Genomic DNA, 22,317 nt, shown 5'->3' on the forward strand with positions numbered 1-22,317 from the left:
GTAAGTTAGTTTGTCATTAAGTGTAATAACCGTTACTAACTTTGTAACAGCAATAATAAATGTATATACTTTGGGTTATTACATACTAATGTACTTAAGCTAATGACTTTATAAATTAATTTAAGCTACACTAACCTAATTTATAGAGTTTTTTATTATTCACAATTAATTGTTTAAGCTATATGCTAAAAACAAGGAGTATCAATCAATGACAATTAAACTAGGTATTAACGGTTTTGGTCGTATCGGTCGTTTTGTTTTCCGTGCTGCTGTTGAGCGTCCAGAAGATTTTGAAGTTGTAGGTATCAATGACTTAATCGATGCTGAATACATGGCTTACATGTTAAAATACGATTCAACTCACGGTCGTTTCAAAGGTACTGTTGAAGTTAAAGACGGTCAATTAGTTGTTAACGGTAAAACTATCCGTGTTACAGCTGAGCGTGATCCAGCTAACTTAAAATGGAACGAAATCGGTGTTGATATCGCTATCGAAGCTACTGGTATCTTCTTAACTGACGAAACAGCTCGTAAACACATCGAAGCTGGTGCGAAAAAAGTTGTTTTAACTGGTCCTTCTAAAGATGCTACTCCAATGTTCGTAATGGGCGTTAACCACTTAACTTACGCTGGTCAAGACATCGTATCTAACGCTTCATGTACAACTAACAGTTTAGCTCCATTAGCTAAAGTTCTTCACGAAAAATTCGGTATCGTTTCAGGTTTAATGACTACAGTTCACGCTACAACAGCTACACAAAAAACTGTTGACGGTCCTTCATTAAAAGACTGGAGAGGTGGTCGTGGTGCTGCACAAAACATCATCCCTTCATCAACAGGTGCTGCTAAAGCTGTAGGTAAAGTTATCCCTGAATTAAACGGTAAATTAACAGGTATGGCTTTCCGTGTGCCTACTCCTAACGTTTCTGTAGTTGACTTAACTGTTAACTTAGAAAAATCAACTTCATACGAAGAAATCTGCCAAGCAGTTAAAGCAGCTGCTGAAGGTGAATTAAAAGGTATCTTAGCTTACACTGAAGATGAAGTAGTATCAACAGACTTCAATGGTGATACTCACACTTCAATCTTCGATGCTAAAGCTGGTATCGGTTTAACTGACAAATTCTTCAAACTAGTTACTTGGTACGATAACGAAATCGGTTACTCTAACAAAGTATTAGATTTAGCTAAACACGTATACAACTACGGTAAATAATATCTTACCAAAACTATTCGAAGCGTCTAAAGGTCTCCCTCGGGAGGCCTTTTGCACATTAAGACAAAAAAATATATTAGCTCTAACTAATAAAATTTGTTATAATAACAGATTTGAGAAGCTGCGGAAGTATGAAAGTACTTGAGCAGGAAAAAAGTTACTAACTTATTCTTTTTTCTATATTGTTATGACTTCCTTGTGAGATTGCTATTAGGGTAGAATAAACAGGGGATAGTTTTGCAGAAGATACAAAAGTTCAGAGTTAGATTAGCTATATTACATAGCAAAATCAAGCAGTAAAGTACCTAGCTGAATGCGAGTTAAGACTACAGAATTCAGATTTTAGGTGTGAGAAAGCTTTAACTTGATCCTTTGCGGTAAAGATAAAAAATAATTTTATTAAATTAAGCTTTACATTCAGGATTTACAACTTAATGAAAAATTTTAACCAAAATCATAACGACGCTCAGTTCGACTCATATGACCCGGAAAACGAATTAGATGAAGTTGAGGAAGCGACTTCGTTAAGATTTGAAGAGGATGAATTAGAAACAATTGAAAGTTTAGTTGATCAAGCTAACGAAAATGGCTTTATTACTACCGCTAAACTTCAAGAGGAATTCCCAGATTATTCTGATAAACAAATTGAGCTATTAGTTAAATATCTCGAAGATAACTACTCAATCCGTGTAGTGCACGAAGACTTTGAAGTAGACGTTATGCAAATGGAGAGCGATAGTAATGACGCACGTAGTACTCCAACTGCTACCTCTTCGGGTTCGCGTTCATCAGATCCAGTACGTATCTACATGAAAGAAATGGGGGCAGTAAACCTATTAAACCGTGAAGGTGAGGTTGAAATTTCTAAGCGTATTGAAGAATCTATGACCGAGATTCAATCAATTATCGCAGAATACCCTGAAGTTCTAAACGTTCTTTTCCAAGAATATGAAGCTATTCTTTCATCAAATCGTAAAATTACTGAAATTTTTAATGCTTTTGATGATGATAGCGACGGCATTATGGATATAGTTGGTGGTTTTGATGACGACTATCACATGAGTGATATCGACGACAAGGCTGTAGATGCTAAAATTGCCAACGAGCGTATTAACTCTTTACGTGAATTACAAGAAAAAGTATTAGCTGAGCTCCATAATCACCCTACTTTAAATCGTAAAAAACAATTAACTGGCAATGTATTAAAAGACATTGAGAAGTTAAAAAATGAATTTTTATCATTTAATCTAACGCCATATGCGTTTGATAAAATGCTTGAGTTTGTTCGTAACCTTTACCAAGACGTTAAGGCAAACGACAAACAATTATTAAAATACTTAATTGAATTACCAAGAGCTAAACCAGCAACGCGTCAAGCAATTTTAAAACAAATTGCGAATATAGATGCTGCATGGTTTGAGAATCTGCTCAATGGTGACAGTCCAATTGTGCGCAAAGATGGCGATTGGACACGTCGCGTGAAAAACTATAAAGATATTATCGTTGAGACTCTAGAACACTACAAAGAACTCGAAAGCGAGTATCAATTAGACATAGAGTCAATTCGTGACTTATCTGAGCGTATTCAAACTGCTTACGAAAAAGCACGTCGAGCAAAAATTGAAATGGTAGAAGCTAACTTACGTCTAGTTATCTCCATTGCTAAAAAATACACTAACCGTGGTTTACATTTATTAGATCTTATCCAAGAAGGTAATATAGGTCTAATGAAAGCTGTAGACAAGTTTGAGTATAAACGTGGTTATAAATTCTCGACTTATGCTACTTGGTGGATTCGTCAGGCAATTACGCGTGCAATTGCTGACCAAGCTCGTACGATTCGTATTCCAGTGCACATGATTGAAACGATTAATAAACTTAATCGTGTAAACCGTGAATTAGTGCAAAAACTAGGACGCGAACCATCTATTGATGAATTAGCTAAAGAAATGAATCTTAGCGAAGACAAGGTTCGTCGTGTCTTAAAAATCTCTAAAGAACCTATTTCTATGGAAAACCCTGTAGGTGATGATGAAGATACATCATTAGGAGATTTTTTAGAGGATACAAGCGTAGCAAATCCGCTTGAAATTGCTTTACAACAAAACCTACGCGAAGCTGTGGATCAACTTCTTTTAACTTTAAATGAAAGAGAAAGAACTGTTATCCAAATGCGTCTAGGTATAGGTATGCCACGCGAGTATACTCTAGAAGAAGTTGGTAAACAATTTAACGTAACTCGTGAGCGTATTCGTCAAATCGAAGCTAAGGCTCTCAAAAAATTACGTAATACCTCAAAAAATGATAATCTTCAAGCTTTAATGGAAGATTTTGAAAATTCTTATAATTAAAAAAATGACTCTGGTCTAACCAGGGTCTTTTTTTTGTTAGCTCGGTTTGATTTGGTTATAATAGAGACAAAAACTTAATGGCATCTATTTATTATGACGCAACAAATTTTTCTTGCCTATCAAAGTAAGCAAGAGTTAATCACTGCTCAACTCTTAGCTCACCTTGAGCAATTAAGAAGTCAAATTCAAGACTTAAAAATTAGTTATTACCAACAGTCGCTCAGTAAGGTTTCTGATTATGAGTATGACATGCTGGTAAAAGAACTCGAGTATTACGAAACTACTTATAGTGATTTTTATTTAAGCCACTTTGAGCATTTTTTAGTAAAAGATCAAGTAGGCTCGGACTTACAGAGCGATAAAAAACAAGAGATAATCCATGCCCAAGAGCAAGGGCAAAACCAAGCTATAGATGATGAACTCTATGCTGTGCTTTTACAAAGTAAAAGCCAATTTGAGCCTTGGCAAGTAGTAAAGCATTATCCGCAAGTAAGCGAGGAAGAAATTAATAATTTAGCTGAGCAATACCAAAGCCAAATTATTAGTCACGATATTCCTATGCTTTCGTTAAGTAATGTTTACTCGGCACCTGAGTTTAAACAGTTTTATGACAGTGTGGCTAAAGTATATAGCCGTGAACGGGGCGAGAAAAAAGCTAAAATAGTTTTTTGTGCCGAACCTAAGTTTGATGGAATTGCCTGTTCTTTAATTTATCGCAATGGTAAATTAGTCACAGGGGCAACGCGTGGAGATGGTAGTCGCGGTTATGATATTACCCCGCATGTGCAAAGAGTACCTAATATTCCGCAAGAAATTCCTGAACTTATGGAAGAGTTTGCCAAAACAGGAAAAGAGAATACTCTTGAAGTGCGAGGCGAACTTATTATGCAACAGCAAGAGTTTTCTTATCTCAATGCCTTGTATAAACGTTACAAACGCAAGCCACTAGCTAATTTACGCAATGCTGCTGGAGCTTTTGTTTCGCGCGAACCTTATCGTAAAGTGGTAAAGAAAAACGATCTTTACATAATTGATAACCTGCCACGACAAATGCCTTTGCGCTTTATGGCCTATGCGGTTAACCAGCATGAAAACATCAGTGCTCCTGAGTTTGCTAGTGATACGCACTATGATCTTTTAATGTTTGCCCGTCGCGTAGGTTTTACGGTTTCTGAGTTAGTGCAACTAGTAAAAAGCGAAAAAGAAATAACTAACTTTTATAACCAGATAAGCGAACAACGTCCAAGTTTAGATTTTGATATAGACGGAACTGTATTTAAAGTAAATAATCTTACTGACCAAGAAATGGTAGGTTGGATAGCTAACTCTCCGAAGTGGGCTATAGCTTACAAATTCTTACCTAACGAAGCAAAAACCCAATTACTTGATGTAGTAACCAATATAGGGCGTACGGGCATAGTTAGTCCTGTAGCTAAGGTAGAACCTTGCTTTGTTGGTGGAGTAACCATTAGTAGTTTAAGTTTACATAACTATTACTTACTCAAACGCATGGATCTTTATCAACAAGATCAGGTAATAATTTATCGTGGTGGAGAAGTAATTCCGGTGGTAAAAGAGGCAGTAGTTGAAGAGCGTAAAGCCGATGCCTTACCAATAAATATACTGCCTACGTGCCCTGAGTGTGGTTCGTTTTTAGTGCAAGACACACGCTTACAACAGCTTAATCGCCAAAATGGACAAGATTTAGCCATTGCCGATTATCGTACTTTAGGGGCTTTAGACTTTAAGGTACGTACAGCCATAGATTTACCTCTGACTTTAGATAGTGAACTCGAGCAAGCTCTAGCTCTTACGCTCGAGGGTAAAGAGCCCGAACTCAAGGGTAAAAAAGCTAGTGATTTTGCTCAACTCAAAGAATTAATGCTTGCTCAGTATTATTATCAGCATGCCACTGAGGAGTTAAAAGCTAAAGAGTACAAGGCTAAATTCTACCAGCTCTATAATCAAGCTTCTTTACGCAAGGATGCAAGCAAGAACCAGCAACGCTTTAAAGTAATGCAAAGTGGTTCTTTAAGTTGTTCTAATCCTGCCCATAACTGTGTGGGGCAATTAAATGGAGCTATTGAGTTTTTCTACTCTAAAGACGGTATTGAACTCAAAGGCTTAGGACCAAATATTCTCGAACAATTTGTTACCCTAGGAGCAGTAAGTAGCTATGCCGATGTCTATAAATTTAGACAAGAGGGCTTTTTAAGCCAAGTATCTGACTTGGCTAAAGCTCTAGTAGTGCACGAGCCAGCTTTTACTTTAGCCTATAGTTTACGTGCGGACTATCTTAAAGCTCTAGAAACGCGCTTTTTAGCTAAGGTGCAAGAGCAACAGGGCAAGCAAGACCCAACTTATGGTGCTTATCGTGAAAAAGTAAGAGATCTTCTTGCTGGGCAAGAGCAACTGGCAAGTTTATTTAGCCTCCAAGACTATGCTCACTTTGTTGAGGCACAAGCGCATACGTTTTCCAGTCCATGGCAAGCTTGTGAGCAGAGTTTTAAACAGTTTTTACTTGCTAATACTAGTCAAGATTATGCCTCTACCTTTGCTAAGTTTGTCGCTGGAGTAAGTAAGCATAATTCTCTCTTAAACCAAATTAGTTTAACCTGGGGCTATTTAGCTCAACTTTTAGCGAGTTATCCTCAGCTCAAAGCACAAGCCCAAGAGCTCTTTGCCAACAAGGCTCAGTTGAACCTAGAGCAAGCAACTCACGAGCATACTTTTGCTTTACCTGAGTTTTTAGGAGGTAATCTCAACCCTAAACTAACGCGTCTAAGCAGTAAGGATTTAATTGCCTCACAAAACTATGAGGTATTGGCACAGAGTAGTGCCGAGCATCTCGCTGACCTTGCCCAAGAGCTCAGTCAACTTTTTGCCCAGGTGTTTAGCAATGCCCAAGCCTATGGTTTAACTGATGCCGTTAAAACTGCTTATAAAGAATTTAAGCAAGTTTTTGCTGAGCCTGAGCTCCAAGCTTTAGCAGAGCAAGGCGAGCAAGTGCTTGAACTTGACAGTGATTTTGATTTTGAAGAGTGGATGCGTCAAGCTCGCGAAAGTCTTGTGCAAAAAACTGCAGGTTATCCTTGGGTGCAAGAGTTTTTAGCTCAAGAGCAAGATTTTGCCCGTGATCAACGTGACTATATTCTTACCTATTTATCACGTTTTACTTCACCGCAATTAAATCTCGAAGAGCGTTTAGCTTTTGATTATCATAGTTTACAAGAGCAAGACTATGTGCAAGCCTATGCTCCGCAAGTGCAAGCAGATGCTCAAGAATTAGCCAAAGGTAAACACCTCGAAAGCGAGTTTATGCGTCGTTATCAAGAGCATAAACAGCAAGTGGACGAGCAGGCTGAGGCTTTACCTTTAACCTGGGCTTATAATACTGCCCAAGAACAAAGTGTAAGTCAAATTCCTGAGTACTATAATGCAGATTTAGCATCTTATGTAGCTTCGGGAAGTTTACTTAATACCGAGCGTCAGCATGGTATTTATGCTTATTTATTTACCTATGCTCAACTCCAAGCAGGAGTTAGTTTGCTCACCAACGAGCAAGTTAAGCTTGCTTTAAGCTTAACTCAAGGTAAGCTTTTCCCTGCGACGCAGTTTGCGGCCTTTGCCCAAAGAGTACAACATAGTTTAGTGTTTAATGAGCTCTATGCTCGTGTAGAGTTAATTAACCGTTATGCCGAACCTTTAAATCTCGCCTTTGCTAAGCAAATGAATGATCTTAAGGTAATGCATAATGTTGGCATTTTAACTCTCGATCCTTTACTTGATCAAAACTATGAGCAAGAGCTCGAAGGTTTACTTGCCGAGCACCAAAGTAAAATTGCTAAAGTGGGAGATAACCTAGATCTTTTCCTTAACTCTAAAGAAGTTAACTTTACTAAATTAGGTTATACTACCCGCAGTTTAATTATTGCTAACCTGTGTGACTTTTTACAACTGCTGGAAAAAGCTCCAAGTTATGCTATGCATTTTGCTTCGCGCATGCACAAGTACTTTAGTCTTTTAAGTCAGGATCTGCAAACGCGCCAAAATCAATTTAAAGCTTTACTAGCCCCTTATAAGCAAAAACTTAAAGCCAAAGAGGCAACTTCTGACTATAACTGGAAGCAAGTAAGTAAAAGCTTTATTAGCAAAGAGCTGTTTGGGGGGAAAGCCTATAAAGCTATAGCTACAGGTTTAAACGAAAAGATGACGCTAAAAATTGCCGACTTCTTACGTTCAATTGGTATCAATGGTGTCGGAGATTCAGCTTCGGTAGAACTTGTAAGTCCACAGCTCTTACCAAATACTCAAGCTCTCTTAGACTTTGATGAAGGTAAGCTCTTACTAGCATTAAACTACTCGTTAATGCTCAGACATCTGCAAAGTCGTTATACCCAGTCTGAGCAACTGCAAGGAGCAGATTTTGCCCAAGAAGTAGGAGTGCAAGTACCTGGGTTATATGCCTCAGGAACGAGCGATTTACGAGTAAAAATTAGTCCACAGCAAGAAGTATTTCTTCATGTGGGACAAACTTATACTAAGTTTGATTTACTCAATCGCAAAGTAAATGGCTCAACACGTCAAGAGTATGAGGCTATAACTCAAGAATATGTCCTCGATCTCAAGCAAGCTTTAGAGGCGCCAACGCTCAACCTCATAGGGGAAATTACTTACCAAAATATAGTTGCTTACTTTAAGCAAGAAAGTAATTTAGCCGTAATTAAACAGCTTTTAGGTTACGGGGTTACTCTCATTGAAAACAAACCTGAGTTTAGTAATATTTTTGCTAATAAAAAGGTTTGTATTACAGGGGGACTTGAGTCTATGGATCGTAAGGCCTTTAGTAACTTTATCAAAGAGTCAGGTGGTAAGTTCTCGAGCTCGGTAACCAATGAACTAGATATTCTCGTTGTTGCAGGTACGCCTGAAACTGCTGGCATGTCGAGTAAACTGAAAAAAGCGCAAGACTTGGGTAAACGTATTATCTATGAGCCTGAGTTTATGCAAATTTACAACCAAAGTACGGCTAAAGAATAATTACCCCCATTTCCCTACCTCTGTGAGGTGGGGATTTTTTTTGTATTATATGGCTTTGGCTTATCTCTTTTATTTCTCATCGCGAATTAAGATATAATATAAAAGGAAAAAATTTTTTAGCAAACTAAGTAAGTAAGGATAATATTTTGTCTATAAGAACAAGTTTTTCTCTCCAACCTGAAGTAATTGAGAATCTGCAAGCTCTAGTTGGCGTTGACAATGAAAACCTATATCTCATTGAAAGCGAACTAGGCGTAGAAATAGGAGGAAACAATTTTAGAATTGAACTTCTAGCAGATACAGAAAAGCAGGTTAATCTAGCGAAAAATATTATTAGTGATTTATACGAGCAAACTTTTGCGGGCAAAAAAGTTCATGAAATTAGCACCAAAGATGTGTATATGACCATTCATGAATGGAAAGCTCATCAATCTCTCGAAGATGAAAAGGCTGTAGCTCTCTTAAAAGAACAGCAAGCTTTTGAGCAAGCGCAACGTAAAGTGGCAGCTCAAGAGCAAGAAGAAAGAGCTTTTGAGGCAGAGCAATTTGATAAATTACTTGAACTGCAACAATTAGCCCAAGAAGAGAAAAAACCTAAAGTTAAACTTCCTGCTGCCGTACAAGCGGCTGTAGCCAAAGCTAAACAAGCTCTAGCGCAAGCTAAAGATGAGCAAACACAATCGCTTACCCCAAAACGCAATTATTGGGAATATGGCGATGATGAGGTAGTACCTCTCGAAGGCAAATACAAAGAAAACTTCTTTGATGACTTTGAGGATCTCTTTAACCCAGCTCCTGCCAAAGAGCAACCACAAAATAATGTGCCTCAAGTAGATCTTTTTGCTAACTACCAAGGCAATAATTTTGCTATGCCAACTTTTGATCCAAAAGAAATAGATTTATTTGCTGAGCATGAAGCTAAAGAGCCTGAACCTCTTTTAACTCGAAGCCAAGCTATAGCTAAGGCTCTCGAGCAAGCCCAAGAGCAATTTGCTCAACAAGAAGCTTTTGATGCAGAAAACGAAGAGCAACGTATAGCTCATATGGCTGCCCAAGAAAAACTAGATCCAAAACAATTAAAACAATTGTTAATTAACCAGCATGCACGTCAAGCTGCCAAAGACCATGCTAAAAGCATTGAACTTGAGCAAATCGAAGCCCGTGCAGCTCAGGCTTTTGCAGAAAAAAATCAAAGCGAGCTACTTACAGGCGTTCCAGGATTACGTCCTTTAGCGATTCCAAGTGATCTTTTAGAACTCTTTGATGACGCTGAACCTGCAACTGAGGCTGATGACGAGTTAACTGAATTATTAAAAGCTTCTACTTTTGCCCAAAAAATTCTTACCGAAGGGGATTATTACTATCTCTTTAGTCAAGGGTTTGTCGCTCCAGAATGGTATCTTGAACAATTTGATGCAAGTGATGAAGCGCAGTATCAATATGCTTTACAGCTTGAAGACCTCCTCGACTTTTTTACCGTAAAAGGTTTAAATACCCGCCAAAAAGCTTATGAGATAATGGCATATTGTAAATATCGTTACTTAGAAGCAATTGAACAGTTAGACTGGTCGGCAGGTTTACCTGATACTTATTTAGATATAGCCTTCTCAGGTGATCTATCGGCAAATGATCCTGAAGCGATTAGCTTTAGTCAATTTATGCAAGAGTATCATACGGTGCTAGAAAATCTTCTTGCCATTGAAGCACAAGAAGCTGAGAAAGCAGAGGCTCAAGCAAAAGCTGAGGCAGAAGCTCAAGCACAAGCTCAAGCCCTAGCAGAGGTAGAAGCGCAGGTAGAAGCAGACTCAGAAGTTGAATCTCAAGCCCAAGCAGAAGAGCAAAAACAAGCTAATAAAAATACAAAACTTTTTGATGAGCAAGAGCTATTAAAACGTTATGCTGAGTTACATGCTCAAGCTTTAGCTCGTGATCAAGAGGCTCAAGCTCATGCCCAAGCTAAGCTAGAGACGCAAGAGCAACTTGATCGTCCTAAACTGGTTAATAAAGTTTATACTGATCAAGAAATTGCTGAGTTAAGAGCAAAAGAAAAAGCTCAGATCATTAGCTATAAAGACGGGGATCGTTATGTTAATGACGAGTTTACCTCTTATGAGCCAAGTTATGCTCCAGCAGCTCAAGAGCAAGGCTTTACCCCAGAACCTAAGTCTGTAGCTCAATTAGCTTCTGTAACAACCGAAGCTAGTGTACGTAGTCGTAACCAAAAGTTACAAGAGGAAGAGCGTTTACGTCACACTGGTGGCTTTATGCAGATTAACCCAAAAATTCGTTGTAAATCGATTAACCAGCATTTATTTGCTCAGGGGATTCTCGACAATGATATTACCTTTGGGGTAGGTCCTGCAGGTTCAGGTAAAACTCTAGTTGCTGTGGCTATGGCGTTAAAAATGCTTGCCGAGCGTAAAGTAGAAAGATTAGTTTTAACGCGTCCTGCCGTTGAAGCGGGCGAGAACCTCGGCTTTTTACCAGGTACTTTACAAGAAAAACTCGATCCATATTTACGTCCTCTTTTTGATGCGATTATTGAGATTCTTGGACCTATGCAAGCTGACAAATTACTTAACTCAAAAGTAATTGAAATAGCTCCGCTTGCCTTTATGCGTGGTCGTACTTTAGCTAATGCTTTTGTTATTCTTGATGAAGCCCAAAATACAACTACCGCCCAAATGAAGATGATGGTAACTCGTCTTGGTTTAGGCTCTAAAATGGTAATTACAGGTGATAAAACGCAAACTGACTTACCACGTAATCAAGCTTCAGGACTCGAGCATGCAATGCGGGTGTTAGATAATGTCCCTAATGTACGTTTTTATACCATGGATCGTTCGGATGTAGTACGTCACTCAACCGTATCGGCAGTAATTGATGCTTATGATCTTTACGAAGCTTTACATCCTGAACCAGCTAAGGGCAATAAACGTAAAGAAAGTCCTTTACAAACGGTATTAAGTGAAATTAAATAGAGGCAAGTATGACTTTAAAAATTGATGTGAATGATCTTTATTCGGCAGAAGCCCAAGCTGCTTTTTTACCTACCGAACAAGATCTACAAACTTGGTATCGTGAAGTAGAGCAACGTTTAGACGGGGATTACCATGTTTCGGTGACCTATGTGACGCCTGAGTATATGCAAGAACTCAATGGACAGTATCGTGGTAAAGACTATGCTACTAATGTTCTGAGTTTTGAGTTTATGGGTGATGAACATGAAGCTCAAGCTTTTGGTTTTACCGAGTTAGGGGATTTAATTATTTGTCCACCAGTACTCGAACGTGAAGCTAAAGAGCAAGAAAAGCCTCTTGAGCATCACTGGACGCATATTTGTTTACATGGTTTATTGCACCTTTTAGGTTATGATCATATCGAACCCGAAGATGCAGTGGAAATGGAAGGCAAAGAAAAAGAGCTTTTAGCACAATTAGGTATTCCTGATCCTTATCGCGATGATGAAAAAATTCGTGAGTCTTTAGAGTAAAATAAACGAAAAAACCTCTGGAATTTCCCAGAGGTTTTTCTCTTTTTTCCCTGAAATTATGGTATTATAAAAAGAGAAAGTAATTACTTTTTTATCTTAACTTTAGCTTCCTAAAGGGTAGGATTTAAGGTAAATTATTTTGCCCACTTTAAACTCTAAAGGACACTGACTATGGCAAGCTTATTTCCTCAAGTTGAATTTACCAATCCGATTGAAACGCCTCTGCAAAAAGCTATCCATCGTACTTTATTACACAATAAATTACGTGGCTATATTAGTGCCGAGCAAGCGCACGGATTAAAATACGAGTTTAAATTAACCGACCAAGAGTTATATTTTGCTTTACTTCCATTTGCTACTTGTTATGCTTATCCAACGATTTCTAAGTTTAACGTAGGGGCAATAGTTGAAGATCTCGATGGCAATTTTTACTTTGGTGGGAACCAAGAGTATGAAGGTTTATTAATGCAATATACTGTGCATGCAGAGCAATGTGCTATTAACCATGCTTATTGTTCGGGAGCACGCGGTATTAAATCTATTATTGTAAACTACTCTCCATGCGGTCATTGTCGTCAGTTTATTAATGAAGTGAATACGGCAAAAGATCTCAAAATCTATTTGCCACAAATTCCTGATGGAGCACCTTTAAGTCATTATCTCCCTGACAGCTTTGGTCCAGCGGATTTAGAGATTAAAGAAAGGTTATTTGATAATAACCATAATAGATCAGTATTCCACAGTTCTTGCTATGATGATGTAAAAGAAAAGGTAATTCGTCAAGGCAAAACCTATTCTCCTTACTCACACTCAGAAGCTTTTGTGGTAGCTGCTACGGTTGACCGTGATTTCTTTGTCGGGCGTTATATTGAAAATGCAGCCTTTAACCCAAGTTTTCCAGCGGTATTATCGGCAATTTGCTTAGTACGCGTATATGGTTTAAATGCTAATAAAATTAGTCGCTTCTATGTGCGTGAGTCTAAGTACACCCCATTACCTATTGCCGATTTAGTGAAAATGGTGGGAGACAACTTTGGTATAAATGTAGTATGCGAAGTTGTTGATGACCGAGAAAGAGTAGAGAATTTATAATCTTAAATAAAAGGAGACTGCTTTAAGCGGTCTCTTTTTTTTGGTGATTTGGGAGTATATATAGTATAATTGATAATTAGCCTGTGTAATCTTTGACACAGCAACCAGAATTTATTTATAAGACAGCATATCCAAGGATTACTGCCCATGATCGGTAAGTTTAACTCGGTTCAAAAATCATTTATTTTCAAATTACTTCCTGTTGCCATTGCCGTACCTTTTATTTTACAAACAATAACAGGGGCAAACCTCGGTACGCAACAGCAAAACTACTTAGTTACTTTTAGTAACAAGGATGTAGGTATTACCTACAATGAATTCCAACAAGAGTATCAACAACGTTATAATCAATTGCTGCAAAACTATGGTCAAGAAGCTTTTGAGCAATTTATGACTCCTGCTAACGAACAATTATTACGTCAAGCAGTATTAGATAATCTGATTAACAATCGTTTACGTATTCTCTACGCACAAAGCATTGGCATGACCATTAGCGATAATGAGATTATTCAAAATATTCGTAATAACCAAATGTTCCAAGGTGCTGACGGACAATACTCTGAAGACCGTATTCGTGCCTTTTTAAACTATTATGGTATTACTACTGAGCAATATTTTGCGATTTTAGCTAATGATTTAAGAGACCAAGGCGTAACTCAGCTCTTAAATAATGCTTATATTACTACTCCAGCAGAAGTAGAATTAAATGCGCGTCTAGCTACGCCAACTTCTTATGTGCAAGTAGCTAAAGTAGAGGCCTCAGCAACAGCAAACGAATTTAATCCTAGCCAAGAGCAGATTCAAGAATACTATGATATGCACCGCGAAAGCTATGCAATTCCTGCTAAGGCTACTTTAAGTTACATTCGTTATAATCGTAATACTTTAGCGCAAAAAGCTCCTAAACCAACCCAAGAGCAAATTCAAACTTATTACGATAATAACCCGCAATTATTTAACTCAACTATCTATGACCTTTCGGCAATTGTAGTTGCTGACCAAAAAACAGCTCAAGAAGTTGAACAGGCTCTTAAAGATGGTATGAGCTTTACCGATGCGGTGAAAAAATACTCTACTGACGTAGCTGCTCAGTTTAACAACGGGGAATTAGGTCGTTTAACGCCAAGTCAATTACCTGACTACTTAAAAGAAGTAGTGCCGTTAATGCAAGATAAAAGCTACTCAGCACCTATTGCTGATGCAAATGGTGAGTATCATATTGTTTATTTAAATAATAAAGAAACTTCAACTATTGCATTTGCGGCTGCTCGTGCCCAAATTGAACAAACTTTAACGCAAGCAAATCAGCAAACTTATCTGCAAGATCTCTTTGCTAAAGTTAATGAAGTAGTTGAATCGCAAGGAAACATTGCCGAAGTAGCAAAAATTCTTGACTTACCAGTAAGCACTACTCCTGAGTTTACGGCAAACAATTTACCTGAATCTGTGCCACGTGATGTAGCACGTCTTTCATTTACAGGTGACATGCAAGTTAATCGCGTAAACTCACCACAAGGGATTGCTGATTCTCAAGACGAGATAATTACCCAACTGGATAAGTTCCAAGATACAATTTACCCTACTTTAGATGAAATTAAAGATAAAGTAACCGAAGCTACTAAACTTTCTTTAGCGCAAGCACAAAACCTAGCTAAACTCCAAGATCTAGCCGTACAATTAAATGCTAACCCTGGAGCAGAGAAAACTAAAGAACTTTTAGCTCAGGCTAATGTAACCTTATCTGAAGAACAAACGGTTGACCTTCTTGCTCCTCAAGAGGATCAAGTGCCATATTTTAATGCCTTATTTACCTCAAAATATGCAGGTCATCCAGAAGATTACTTAGTAGTTAGCGACAACAGTACTAATAGTGTGTACTTAATTGGTGTACTTGGCTTTACTGTAGAGGCGGGTGTAGATAATTCTGTTCTCAGTCAATTTAGTAATGGCTATTTACAACAAGTTAACTACGAATACAACTCAAACATTATGCAAGAATTACGTAAAGTGTATGATGTTAAAATTAACTATGACCTTTTAGGTGATTCAAGCAATAACTAATTTATGCAGAGACAGGTCTAGACTTGTCTCTCTTTTATTTGCAAATTTTACCCTTATATAGGGTATAATTAGAAGCGTTGACAATTTTTTGTCAAGATTTTTAGAGTCAACTATTGCGGAGGTATTTGCCCATGACTATTAATCCTTTATCTCTAAAAGAGTTTGATCCAGAGTTATTCCAAACAGTTGAAGAAGAAAAACAACGTCAAGAAGATCACATTGAGCTGATTGCTTCGGAAAACTATGTATCAGAACTAGTATTAGAATTACAAGGTTCAGTATTAACCAATAAATATGCCGAAGGTTATCCGCATGCCCGTTACTACAACGGTTGTGAATTTATTGATAAGGCTGAAGAATTAGCTATTGAGCGTGCAAAACAATTATTTAATTGTGACTACGCCAATGTGCAACCTCACTCAGGTTCAAATGCTAACCTAGCTGTTTACCTTGCTTTAATTGAGCATGGTGATGTAGTTTTAGGTATGGATCTTGATGCAGGTGGTCACTTAACCCATGGGGCAAAAGTAAGTTTTTCAGGGAAAAACTACATTTCTTATGGTTACGGTGTTGATGCTAATGGTTATCTCGATTACGATGCCATAGCTAAACAAGCTCTAGAAGTAAAACCTAAAGTAATTGTAGCTGGTTTTTCTGCTTACTCTCGTGTAGTTGACTGGAAACGCATGCGTGAAATTGCAGATTCAGTAGGTGCTTATTTATTCTGCGATATTGCCCATGTTGCTGGTTTAGTAGCTACAGGTTTATATCCTTCGCCTCTTGACTATGCTCATGTTGTAACTACAACTACGCATAAAACTCTTGCAGGTCCACGTGGGGGAATGATTCTTTCTAAAGGACAAACCCCAGAGTTCTATAAAAAACTTAACTCAGGTTTATTCCCTGGTAGCCAAGGTGGTCCATTAGAGCACGTAATTGCTGCTAAGGCTGTAGCTTTTAAAGAAGCTTTACAACCTGAATTCAAAGTGTACATGGAAAAGGTTTTAGAGAATGCTAAAACTATGGTAAGAGTTTTCCAAGAGCGCGGTTATAAAGTAGTATCTGGTGGTACTGATAACCACTTACTTTTACTAGATTTACTTGGTAAAGAATACTCAGGTAAGCAAGCGGCCGCTTTATTAGAAAAAGCTTGGATTACAGCCAACAAAAACTCAGTACCTGGAGAAACTCGTTCACCATTCCAAACTTCGGGTGTACGTTTTGGTACTCCAGCTATTACGCGCCGTGGCTTTACGAGCCAAGATACAGTAGAGTTAACTAACTTAATCTGTGATCTATTAGATAGTTTTGCTCATCCAGAAAGCCAAGAGCAAGTGGTAGAAAAAGCTCGTGCTAAAGTTAAAGAACTTTGTGCAAAACACCCAGTGTACAAAAAAGCATAATTAGCAAAAAAAAGCCCGTTTCAGGGCTTTTTTTTGTCCATATTTCAGACTAGGTTACTCAAGAATAGCAAGGCAAGTAAATTCTGAAAAGATCCTAACTTAATCACAAATAAGCATTTTTATTTACAGAGGCAAAAGGCTAATTAAGAACAATCAGCATTTAGCTGACAATTTAGCAAAAAACTCGCAATTTTAGCCCCGCAAGCTTGCCCCTGTGCTATTATATTAGTATAAGAGATTACCTTAAGTAATCACCTGGAAATGTTTTAATTCTTGTACAAGGGATATTATTATGTCAGCTCCAGAACTAAACTCATGCCGTAATAAAAAAATCGGCTGGACTTATGCAACTGTTTTATTAGTTGTATTAGTTATATTTGGTGTAGTAACTTTAGTTTAATACACTAACAAAGAGGACTAGGTTTAATTACCTAGTCCTCTTTGTTTGAATATAAAAGCCTGTGCCTATATAAATAATTTAGATGAGGAAAAATGCCAAGCTTTTATTGCCTTATCATGGTAATATAATATAGTACTTCTAGTTATAATTTAAACACAAATATTCTTCCTTGCCAGTGAGATTACCAAATGATTTTCTCTATTATTGTATCTTGTGCAACAGGTGAGCAAACTAAAGATTTACCATTTCTTGTCGATTCTTTATTAGCTCAGTATGATGCTGATCCTAAAAACTACGAAGTGATTTTTGTCGTAGATAATTCAATCCCTGAAAATATAAAAGTTGTGGAAGAGCAAATTGCTCGTTTTCCTGACAAAAATGCACGCATTCTTTCGCAAGGCCATGCTGGAGTAAGTGCTGCTCGTAACCTAGGTATTTTAAATGCCAAAGGTGACTGGTTAATTTTTGCCACCGCAAGTGATTTCTTTGATCAACACTTTGTTTCTGAATTAGCACATGCAATATACTTATATCAAGGTATAGGGATGTTCTTTACGCGCATTCAAAGCTATGATCCGCAAAATCCAAGCCATCACAAAGCTTATCATGATCTTGAAGGTTCGGCACCAAAAAACATCATTGAAAATGACCTCGATGATAACAAGATCTTTGATTTAAGTGCGGTAAACAAACTCCAACGTTCGGCACGTCGGATAGCTTTTAACCGTAAACTTTGTTTAGAACAACATGTATTTTTCCGTGAAGATGTTCTCTTTGGTTCGGAAAAAATCTTCCACTTTACTTATCTCTATGCTCTAAAAAAATTAGTAGATGCGGGTGACCCACGTTTTCATTTAGGTTTTAGATCGGTATATGTAAAAGGAGCTATTTTCCATACTTTACCGCCAGCTTTACGCAAGGATATTTTCTTTACTAAGTCTGGATTTAACTCCCAAGACCTAATCTATGCGCAAACAGGTTACTTAGTAGCAGCCTATGAGCTAGCCCAAAGATGTGAATTTGATGTAAACTTTATTGTTGATAACTTTACCGTTATTTCGCAATCTCTAGTTTACGCTTTAGACTTTTCTCCAAGTCTAACAACCTACACCGAAAAAGTGCGTAATGAATTAATTGCCTTTATGAACATTCTCAAAAACTGGATGTTCTTAATTCGTGATGTAGGGGCAACCATTCAGTTCTTAGATACAGTTTCGCACGATAATTTCTTAGTGCGCGTAAATGCTCAACCTTACGCTTTATTCTTACAAGCTATAGCTTGTAACCCAGAGCGTTGTGATCAAGTAATTGATTGGTTATTAACCAAAAATCCAAACGATCAAAACGCTAATAGCGAAGTACCAAAACAAAGAGTTTATGAAGAGACTAGTACTTTTAAACGAGCGATTCAGTCAGTAGCTAACAGCTTCAAAGCTCTCTTTGGTTCAAAAACGCGTCATGTGGATGTAGTAGAGTTATCTGCAAATCCTGATAACCAAACTTCAGAACAAGCAATTGAGCGTTCGGTAGGCGAACATCTAGAACGAGCTACTTATAGCCAAATTAACAAGCAATTAGTTAATAATGCTACCGAGTTAGCTTATCTGTACTATCGTAAGCTTTACTATAAAAATAAAGAACCTTATTTAGCGATAGTAACCAATATTCCAAATCGGGTTTTAAACTTCTTAGATTCGTTGGGCTTTAACCGCAAAAACCTCACGCGTAATATTACTTATCGTGTTTGTGGTTTAAACGTTGGACGTCAGCTAATGCTGAATTTAAGTTTACTTAATGCAAGCGAACGTAAGCAGTTATTTGCTTTTTGTGAGAAAAACTACCGTAATAACTCTTTCTCTTACTTACAGCGTAAAGGCTTTAAGCAATGGGCAACAGTGTTTTTCTCTGAGTATCACGTAAGACACAAAAACTACATTTTCTATCGTAGTAAAGGTGAACGTGAAACCTTACCTTACTTACAACACATTACCTCTTTATTAGGAAAAACAGCTCCACAAGCTAATGCCAACGAGGTTAAACTTGTTAACTCCTATGAGCTAGGTTATGAAATTGAAGATCTAGCGAGCTATGAGTTAACTGAAGAACAAAAACAAACTTATGTTTTACCTTTTGTGCATACTGAAAAAGAGCTTTATGATCCTAATGAAGATCTCTATACGCAGTTAAAAGAAAAAGCAACTGCCTTAGCAGAAAAAGCAAATTATGATGCTCATGGTAATGCTTTAGCAACGAGTTCAAAAGTAGAAAGTCTTGATACTTTCAATCAAGATGCAACTGCAGCTAAGCAAGAGGCAAGTGACAATAAGCCAGAAGCAAGTGACATTAAGCCAGAAGCTACTGCCACTAAGACAGAAGAGACAGCTGCTCCAGAGCCAACTTCAGCTCCAACTCAAGAAACTGAACCTACGACTCAAGCTCAAATCGAAGCTGTAGAAAATGAGCTTCAAGCTCAAGAGACAGAAGAGCAAGAGGAACAAGCAAATCTTGCAACTGCTGAGCAAGAACAAGCTGATGATAGTCAAACTCCAACTGAGGAGTCAGAAGAGGTAACTATTACCCCTGAACAACATCAACTCAACCAAATGCTTGAGCAACTCACCGAAGATACTGGTACTTCAAATCTTGAACCAGAAAATCTTCATGAGAATATGTCTCCAGAGGCTTTAACTTCAGACAACACTGAACAAGTTCCTGAAGCAAATCTGGTGCCAGAAACTATTGCTTTACGCGATATTTTTGCTCCGCACCGTATTCGTGGTTTAAATCCTGGTGATTATAGTAGTGACTATCGTCCTCTAGCAGTAGAAGACTTAGGTACCGATCCTGAAGATCACAATTTAACCCACAGTATTAACTACTATACTAAGTTTGTTGGTTTAAACTCGATCATTATTCCTCTTTCGGAAGTATTAGATAGAAAGAACTTTAGTATGCGTTTATTACCACCACGTTTCCCATTAATGGATATTATTGTGGTAGTGGATACTTTATGTACTGAGTTTAATCTCTCGAGTTTAACGAGCTTCCCGAACTTACGGATGCTCTTTACCGATGTAACTACCTATAAATACTGGTTAGATTACATTAAATACTATGCTGGTGTTAAAGATGAGCAAGTAAGATACGACCTCTACTTACACCGTTATGACCACTGGCGTTTATTAACCCGAAGCTTTGTTCTCGTGCGTAATAATAAACACTAAAATAAATTGTCCTCTGCTTTTTAAGTGCAGAGGACATTTTTTTGCTCTTAAATGAATGCCAGCAGCTTAGTTTTGGTATAATAGGCAAGTATTGGGAGGAATTTATGGCTAAGAAAAAAACAGGTATAGTTGCTACTGTAGTAAGTGTTCTATGGGTAGTAGGTTGGTTTATTGCTGATCAGACCCTTGGAGCAAAAGACTCTAATGCCAGCAATGGTTATTATCAACAAGCAAGCGTACATCAAGCGAGCAATCCTTGTATGCAGGCTAAAAAAGGCAGAGCTAGTAAACAAAATTACTCTGACTTTCCTGTGCAAGTATGTCGCTTAGAGTACTTACCGATTAATCAAGAGAATAAAATTTCTCCTAGTTTAATTTCCAAGTATAATCTTTCCACTTGTCGAGTAACTTCGGTGCATGATGGGGACACCGTACATTGTCAAGTTACTTCTAATCTCCAGGTTCTGAAAGTTCGTTTACTCGGTATAGATGCTCCAGAAACTAAACAGACTTATGGACAGCAAGCGGGTAACACTTTAAGAAACCTAGTACAAGGTAAAACTGTAGCTATTTTTGTTACAGGGAGAGATGTATACAATCGTTACCTAGGCACGTTATATTTACCGCAAGGTGGCAGTTATTTAAATGTAAATCAATACATGGTGCAAACTGGTAATGCTTGGGTGTATAACTACAGCAATAAAAGTTCGCAAATGTTTAAAGCTTACACAGCTTTTAGTCAACAAGCCCAAAGACAAGGTTTAGGGTTATGGAATTCAAGTCTATACCCACGTGGCAAAGGTCCTGTTGAACCTAAAAACTGGCGTAACAATTAAAACAGATGACTCTTTAGCAAGGCTAGAGAGTCATTAATTTTGTCTAAACTAAGGGAAAAAAAACTAGCAAACCAAGGAAAAAATCAGTTGTTTTGGCAAAGCTATATCTCGCTAAAAATTATCATAGCTATGATTTTTAAGACAAAATACTAAAATTAAGTCTATTCCCGCAAAATACTTGAGTAAATTTCTAGGGTTTATCCTTTTAGCCTGAACTTTTTCTTTTCCCGAAACTAAAACTCGAATCTCCTAAAAATCAATATTTTAAGTAAAGTGATTTTTCATTCTTGAAAAAATTCTAATAGTTTGTTAAATCATACTATGATTATTTATCAAGTTTTTTATGTAATAATCTTAAACGAGATCAGAGTGATCAAATGGGGCTAACTATTTTATAGTTAGAGTTTAAACATGAAATTCATGCTTGGCTATTTTTAGATAAATTTTAGTGAAATACATGTTTGTATAGGGAGAGAAGTTTTCTCTCAAATTAAGTTATTGAGCACTCGTATATCTCAGCTTAATTATTTATTTTATATAACGAGAGATTTTATAGGATTTATATTATGACTAGTCCAATGCAAGATATTTTACCTTCAGCTTCATCGGTAGCGGCAATTAACATTTTTGATGGTTATAACAACCTTGTAGAACATTTGGAAAACAAGGGTGACAGCCAGAGTTCTGTGCAATTATTAAACTACCTTTCAACTATTTATGACGGGGTGTTTGATAAAGATGTTGCTATTAATGGTTTAAGCATGTATGAAGATTATCTCGCCGATGCTTTAGCTAACCCTGGTAAACACCCTTATTTAGACTTATTACTAAGTCTTAGTGTGGACCAAAATGCTAAGTATCGTATTGAAGTGATTAGTGTTTAATATGTAAAGGAGTAAGTAAAACGTGAGTTTTACTTACTCCTTTTCGTTTATGTAAAAGAATAAGTAAGCATTTTTTAGCTCTATTTTACTAAGTTATTTTATTTTCTTGTTAAAAGAAAAAAGGAGGTTTATATTAATAACCCTAAAATATCTCCAATAAATGCGTTAGAGATAGAAGCAAAGAATGATAAACCTATTCAAAAGCGGTTATCTCTTCGAAGTGCGATAGAGCAAGTTCAAGCTTCTGAAATTGCAAAAATCGAAGCTGATGTTCAAGTTAAGGAGCAAGCTAAGGCTAAAGCTAAGGAAGAAACCAA

At 37.3% G+C, this 22,317-nt stretch carries 11 protein-coding genes; all 11 read left to right on the forward strand.

Translation table 11 applies throughout. The features are described 5' to 3' along the window. Nucleotides 1-208: 208 nt before the first annotated feature. The 11 genes from gap to CJP74_RS00630 all read left to right on the forward strand — a co-directional run bounded on the left by gap (nucleotide 209) and on the right by CJP74_RS00630 (nucleotide 22,000). On the forward strand, nucleotides 209-1,216 hold the full coding sequence (gap, locus tag CJP74_RS00580; RefSeq protein WP_119496335.1) for a type I glyceraldehyde-3-phosphate dehydrogenase: 1,008 nt from the start codon (nucleotides 209-211) through the stop codon (nucleotides 1,214-1,216). A 434-nt stretch (nucleotides 1,217-1,650) separates the two neighbouring features. Beyond that, nucleotides 1,651-3,567, forward strand: coding sequence for an RNA polymerase sigma factor RpoD (gene rpoD / locus CJP74_RS00585; protein ID WP_119496336.1), 1,917 nt, complete (start codon nucleotides 1,651-1,653; stop codon nucleotides 3,565-3,567). A 93-nt stretch (nucleotides 3,568-3,660) separates the two neighbouring features. Then, the gene (locus CJP74_RS00590) at nucleotides 3,661-8,607 is read left to right on the forward strand and encodes a BRCT domain-containing protein (protein WP_119496337.1); all 4,947 of its coding nucleotides are present in this window, start codon (nucleotides 3,661-3,663) and stop codon (nucleotides 8,605-8,607) included. 146 nt (nucleotides 8,608-8,753) lie between these two features. Continuing rightward, nucleotides 8,754-11,588, forward strand: a complete 2,835-nt coding sequence (locus CJP74_RS08205; RefSeq protein WP_245958023.1) for a PhoH family protein — start codon at nucleotides 8,754-8,756, stop codon at nucleotides 11,586-11,588. 8 nt (nucleotides 11,589-11,596) lie between these two features. After that, entirely contained in the window at nucleotides 11,597-12,100 is a 504-nt protein-coding gene (gene ybeY, locus CJP74_RS00600; protein WP_119496338.1) for an rRNA maturation RNase YbeY, read from the forward strand. Nucleotides 12,101-12,271: 171 nt separating this feature from the next. Beyond that, a complete protein-coding gene (gene cdd, locus CJP74_RS00605) occupies nucleotides 12,272-13,192 on the forward strand; it encodes a cytidine deaminase (RefSeq protein WP_119496339.1) in 921 nt (306 codons plus the stop codon). Nucleotides 13,193-13,339: 147 nt separating this feature from the next. Further along, nucleotides 13,340-15,253, forward strand: coding sequence for a SurA N-terminal domain-containing protein (locus CJP74_RS00610; protein WP_119496340.1), 1,914 nt, complete (start codon nucleotides 13,340-13,342; stop codon nucleotides 15,251-15,253). A gap of 131 nt (nucleotides 15,254-15,384) precedes the next feature. Further along, nucleotides 15,385-16,656, forward strand: a complete 1,272-nt coding sequence (gene glyA / locus CJP74_RS00615; protein ID WP_119496341.1) for a serine hydroxymethyltransferase — start codon at nucleotides 15,385-15,387, stop codon at nucleotides 16,654-16,656. A gap of 588 nt (nucleotides 16,657-17,244) precedes the next feature. Then, on the forward strand, nucleotides 17,245-20,280 hold the full coding sequence (locus CJP74_RS00620) for a glycosyltransferase family A protein (protein ID WP_119496342.1): 3,036 nt from the start codon (nucleotides 17,245-17,247) through the stop codon (nucleotides 20,278-20,280). A gap of 104 nt (nucleotides 20,281-20,384) precedes the next feature. Further along, on the forward strand, nucleotides 20,385-21,116 hold the full coding sequence (locus tag CJP74_RS00625; RefSeq protein WP_119496343.1) for a thermonuclease family protein: 732 nt from the start codon (nucleotides 20,385-20,387) through the stop codon (nucleotides 21,114-21,116). Nucleotides 21,117-21,682: 566 nt separating this feature from the next. Then, nucleotides 21,683-22,000, forward strand: a complete 318-nt coding sequence (locus CJP74_RS00630) for a DUF2322 family protein (protein ID WP_119496344.1) — start codon at nucleotides 21,683-21,685, stop codon at nucleotides 21,998-22,000. The last annotated feature ends 317 nt before the right edge of the window (nucleotides 22,001-22,317 follow it).

Origin of the sequence: Psittacicella melopsittaci (assembly GCF_003585925.1) — a bacterium.
Lineage (GTDB): Bacteria > Pseudomonadota > Gammaproteobacteria > Enterobacterales > Psittacicellaceae > Psittacicella > Psittacicella melopsittaci.

What these genes read in the sequence shown, in the direction of transcription:
- CJP74_RS00625 (WP_119496343.1), top strand. Translation starts at nt 20,385, where the DNA reads ATGGCTAAGAAAAAAACAGGTATAGTTGCTACTGTAGTAAGTGTTCTA.
- CJP74_RS00590 (WP_119496337.1), top strand. Translation starts at nt 3,661, where the DNA reads ATGACGCAACAAATTTTTCTTGCCTATCAAAGTAAGCAAGAGTTAATC.
- glyA (WP_119496341.1), top strand. Translation starts at nt 15,385, where the DNA reads ATGACTATTAATCCTTTATCTCTAAAAGAGTTTGATCCAGAGTTATTC.
- gap (WP_119496335.1), top strand. Translation starts at nt 209, where the DNA reads ATGACAATTAAACTAGGTATTAACGGTTTTGGTCGTATCGGTCGTTTT.
- rpoD (WP_119496336.1), top strand. Translation starts at nt 1,651, where the DNA reads ATGAAAAATTTTAACCAAAATCATAACGACGCTCAGTTCGACTCATAT.
- ybeY (WP_119496338.1), top strand. Translation starts at nt 11,597, where the DNA reads ATGACTTTAAAAATTGATGTGAATGATCTTTATTCGGCAGAAGCCCAA.
- CJP74_RS00620 (WP_119496342.1), top strand. Translation starts at nt 17,245, where the DNA reads ATGATTTTCTCTATTATTGTATCTTGTGCAACAGGTGAGCAAACTAAA.
- CJP74_RS00610 (WP_119496340.1), top strand. Translation starts at nt 13,340, where the DNA reads ATGATCGGTAAGTTTAACTCGGTTCAAAAATCATTTATTTTCAAATTA.
- CJP74_RS00630 (WP_119496344.1), top strand. Translation starts at nt 21,683, where the DNA reads ATGACTAGTCCAATGCAAGATATTTTACCTTCAGCTTCATCGGTAGCG.
- cdd (WP_119496339.1), top strand. Translation starts at nt 12,272, where the DNA reads ATGGCAAGCTTATTTCCTCAAGTTGAATTTACCAATCCGATTGAAACG.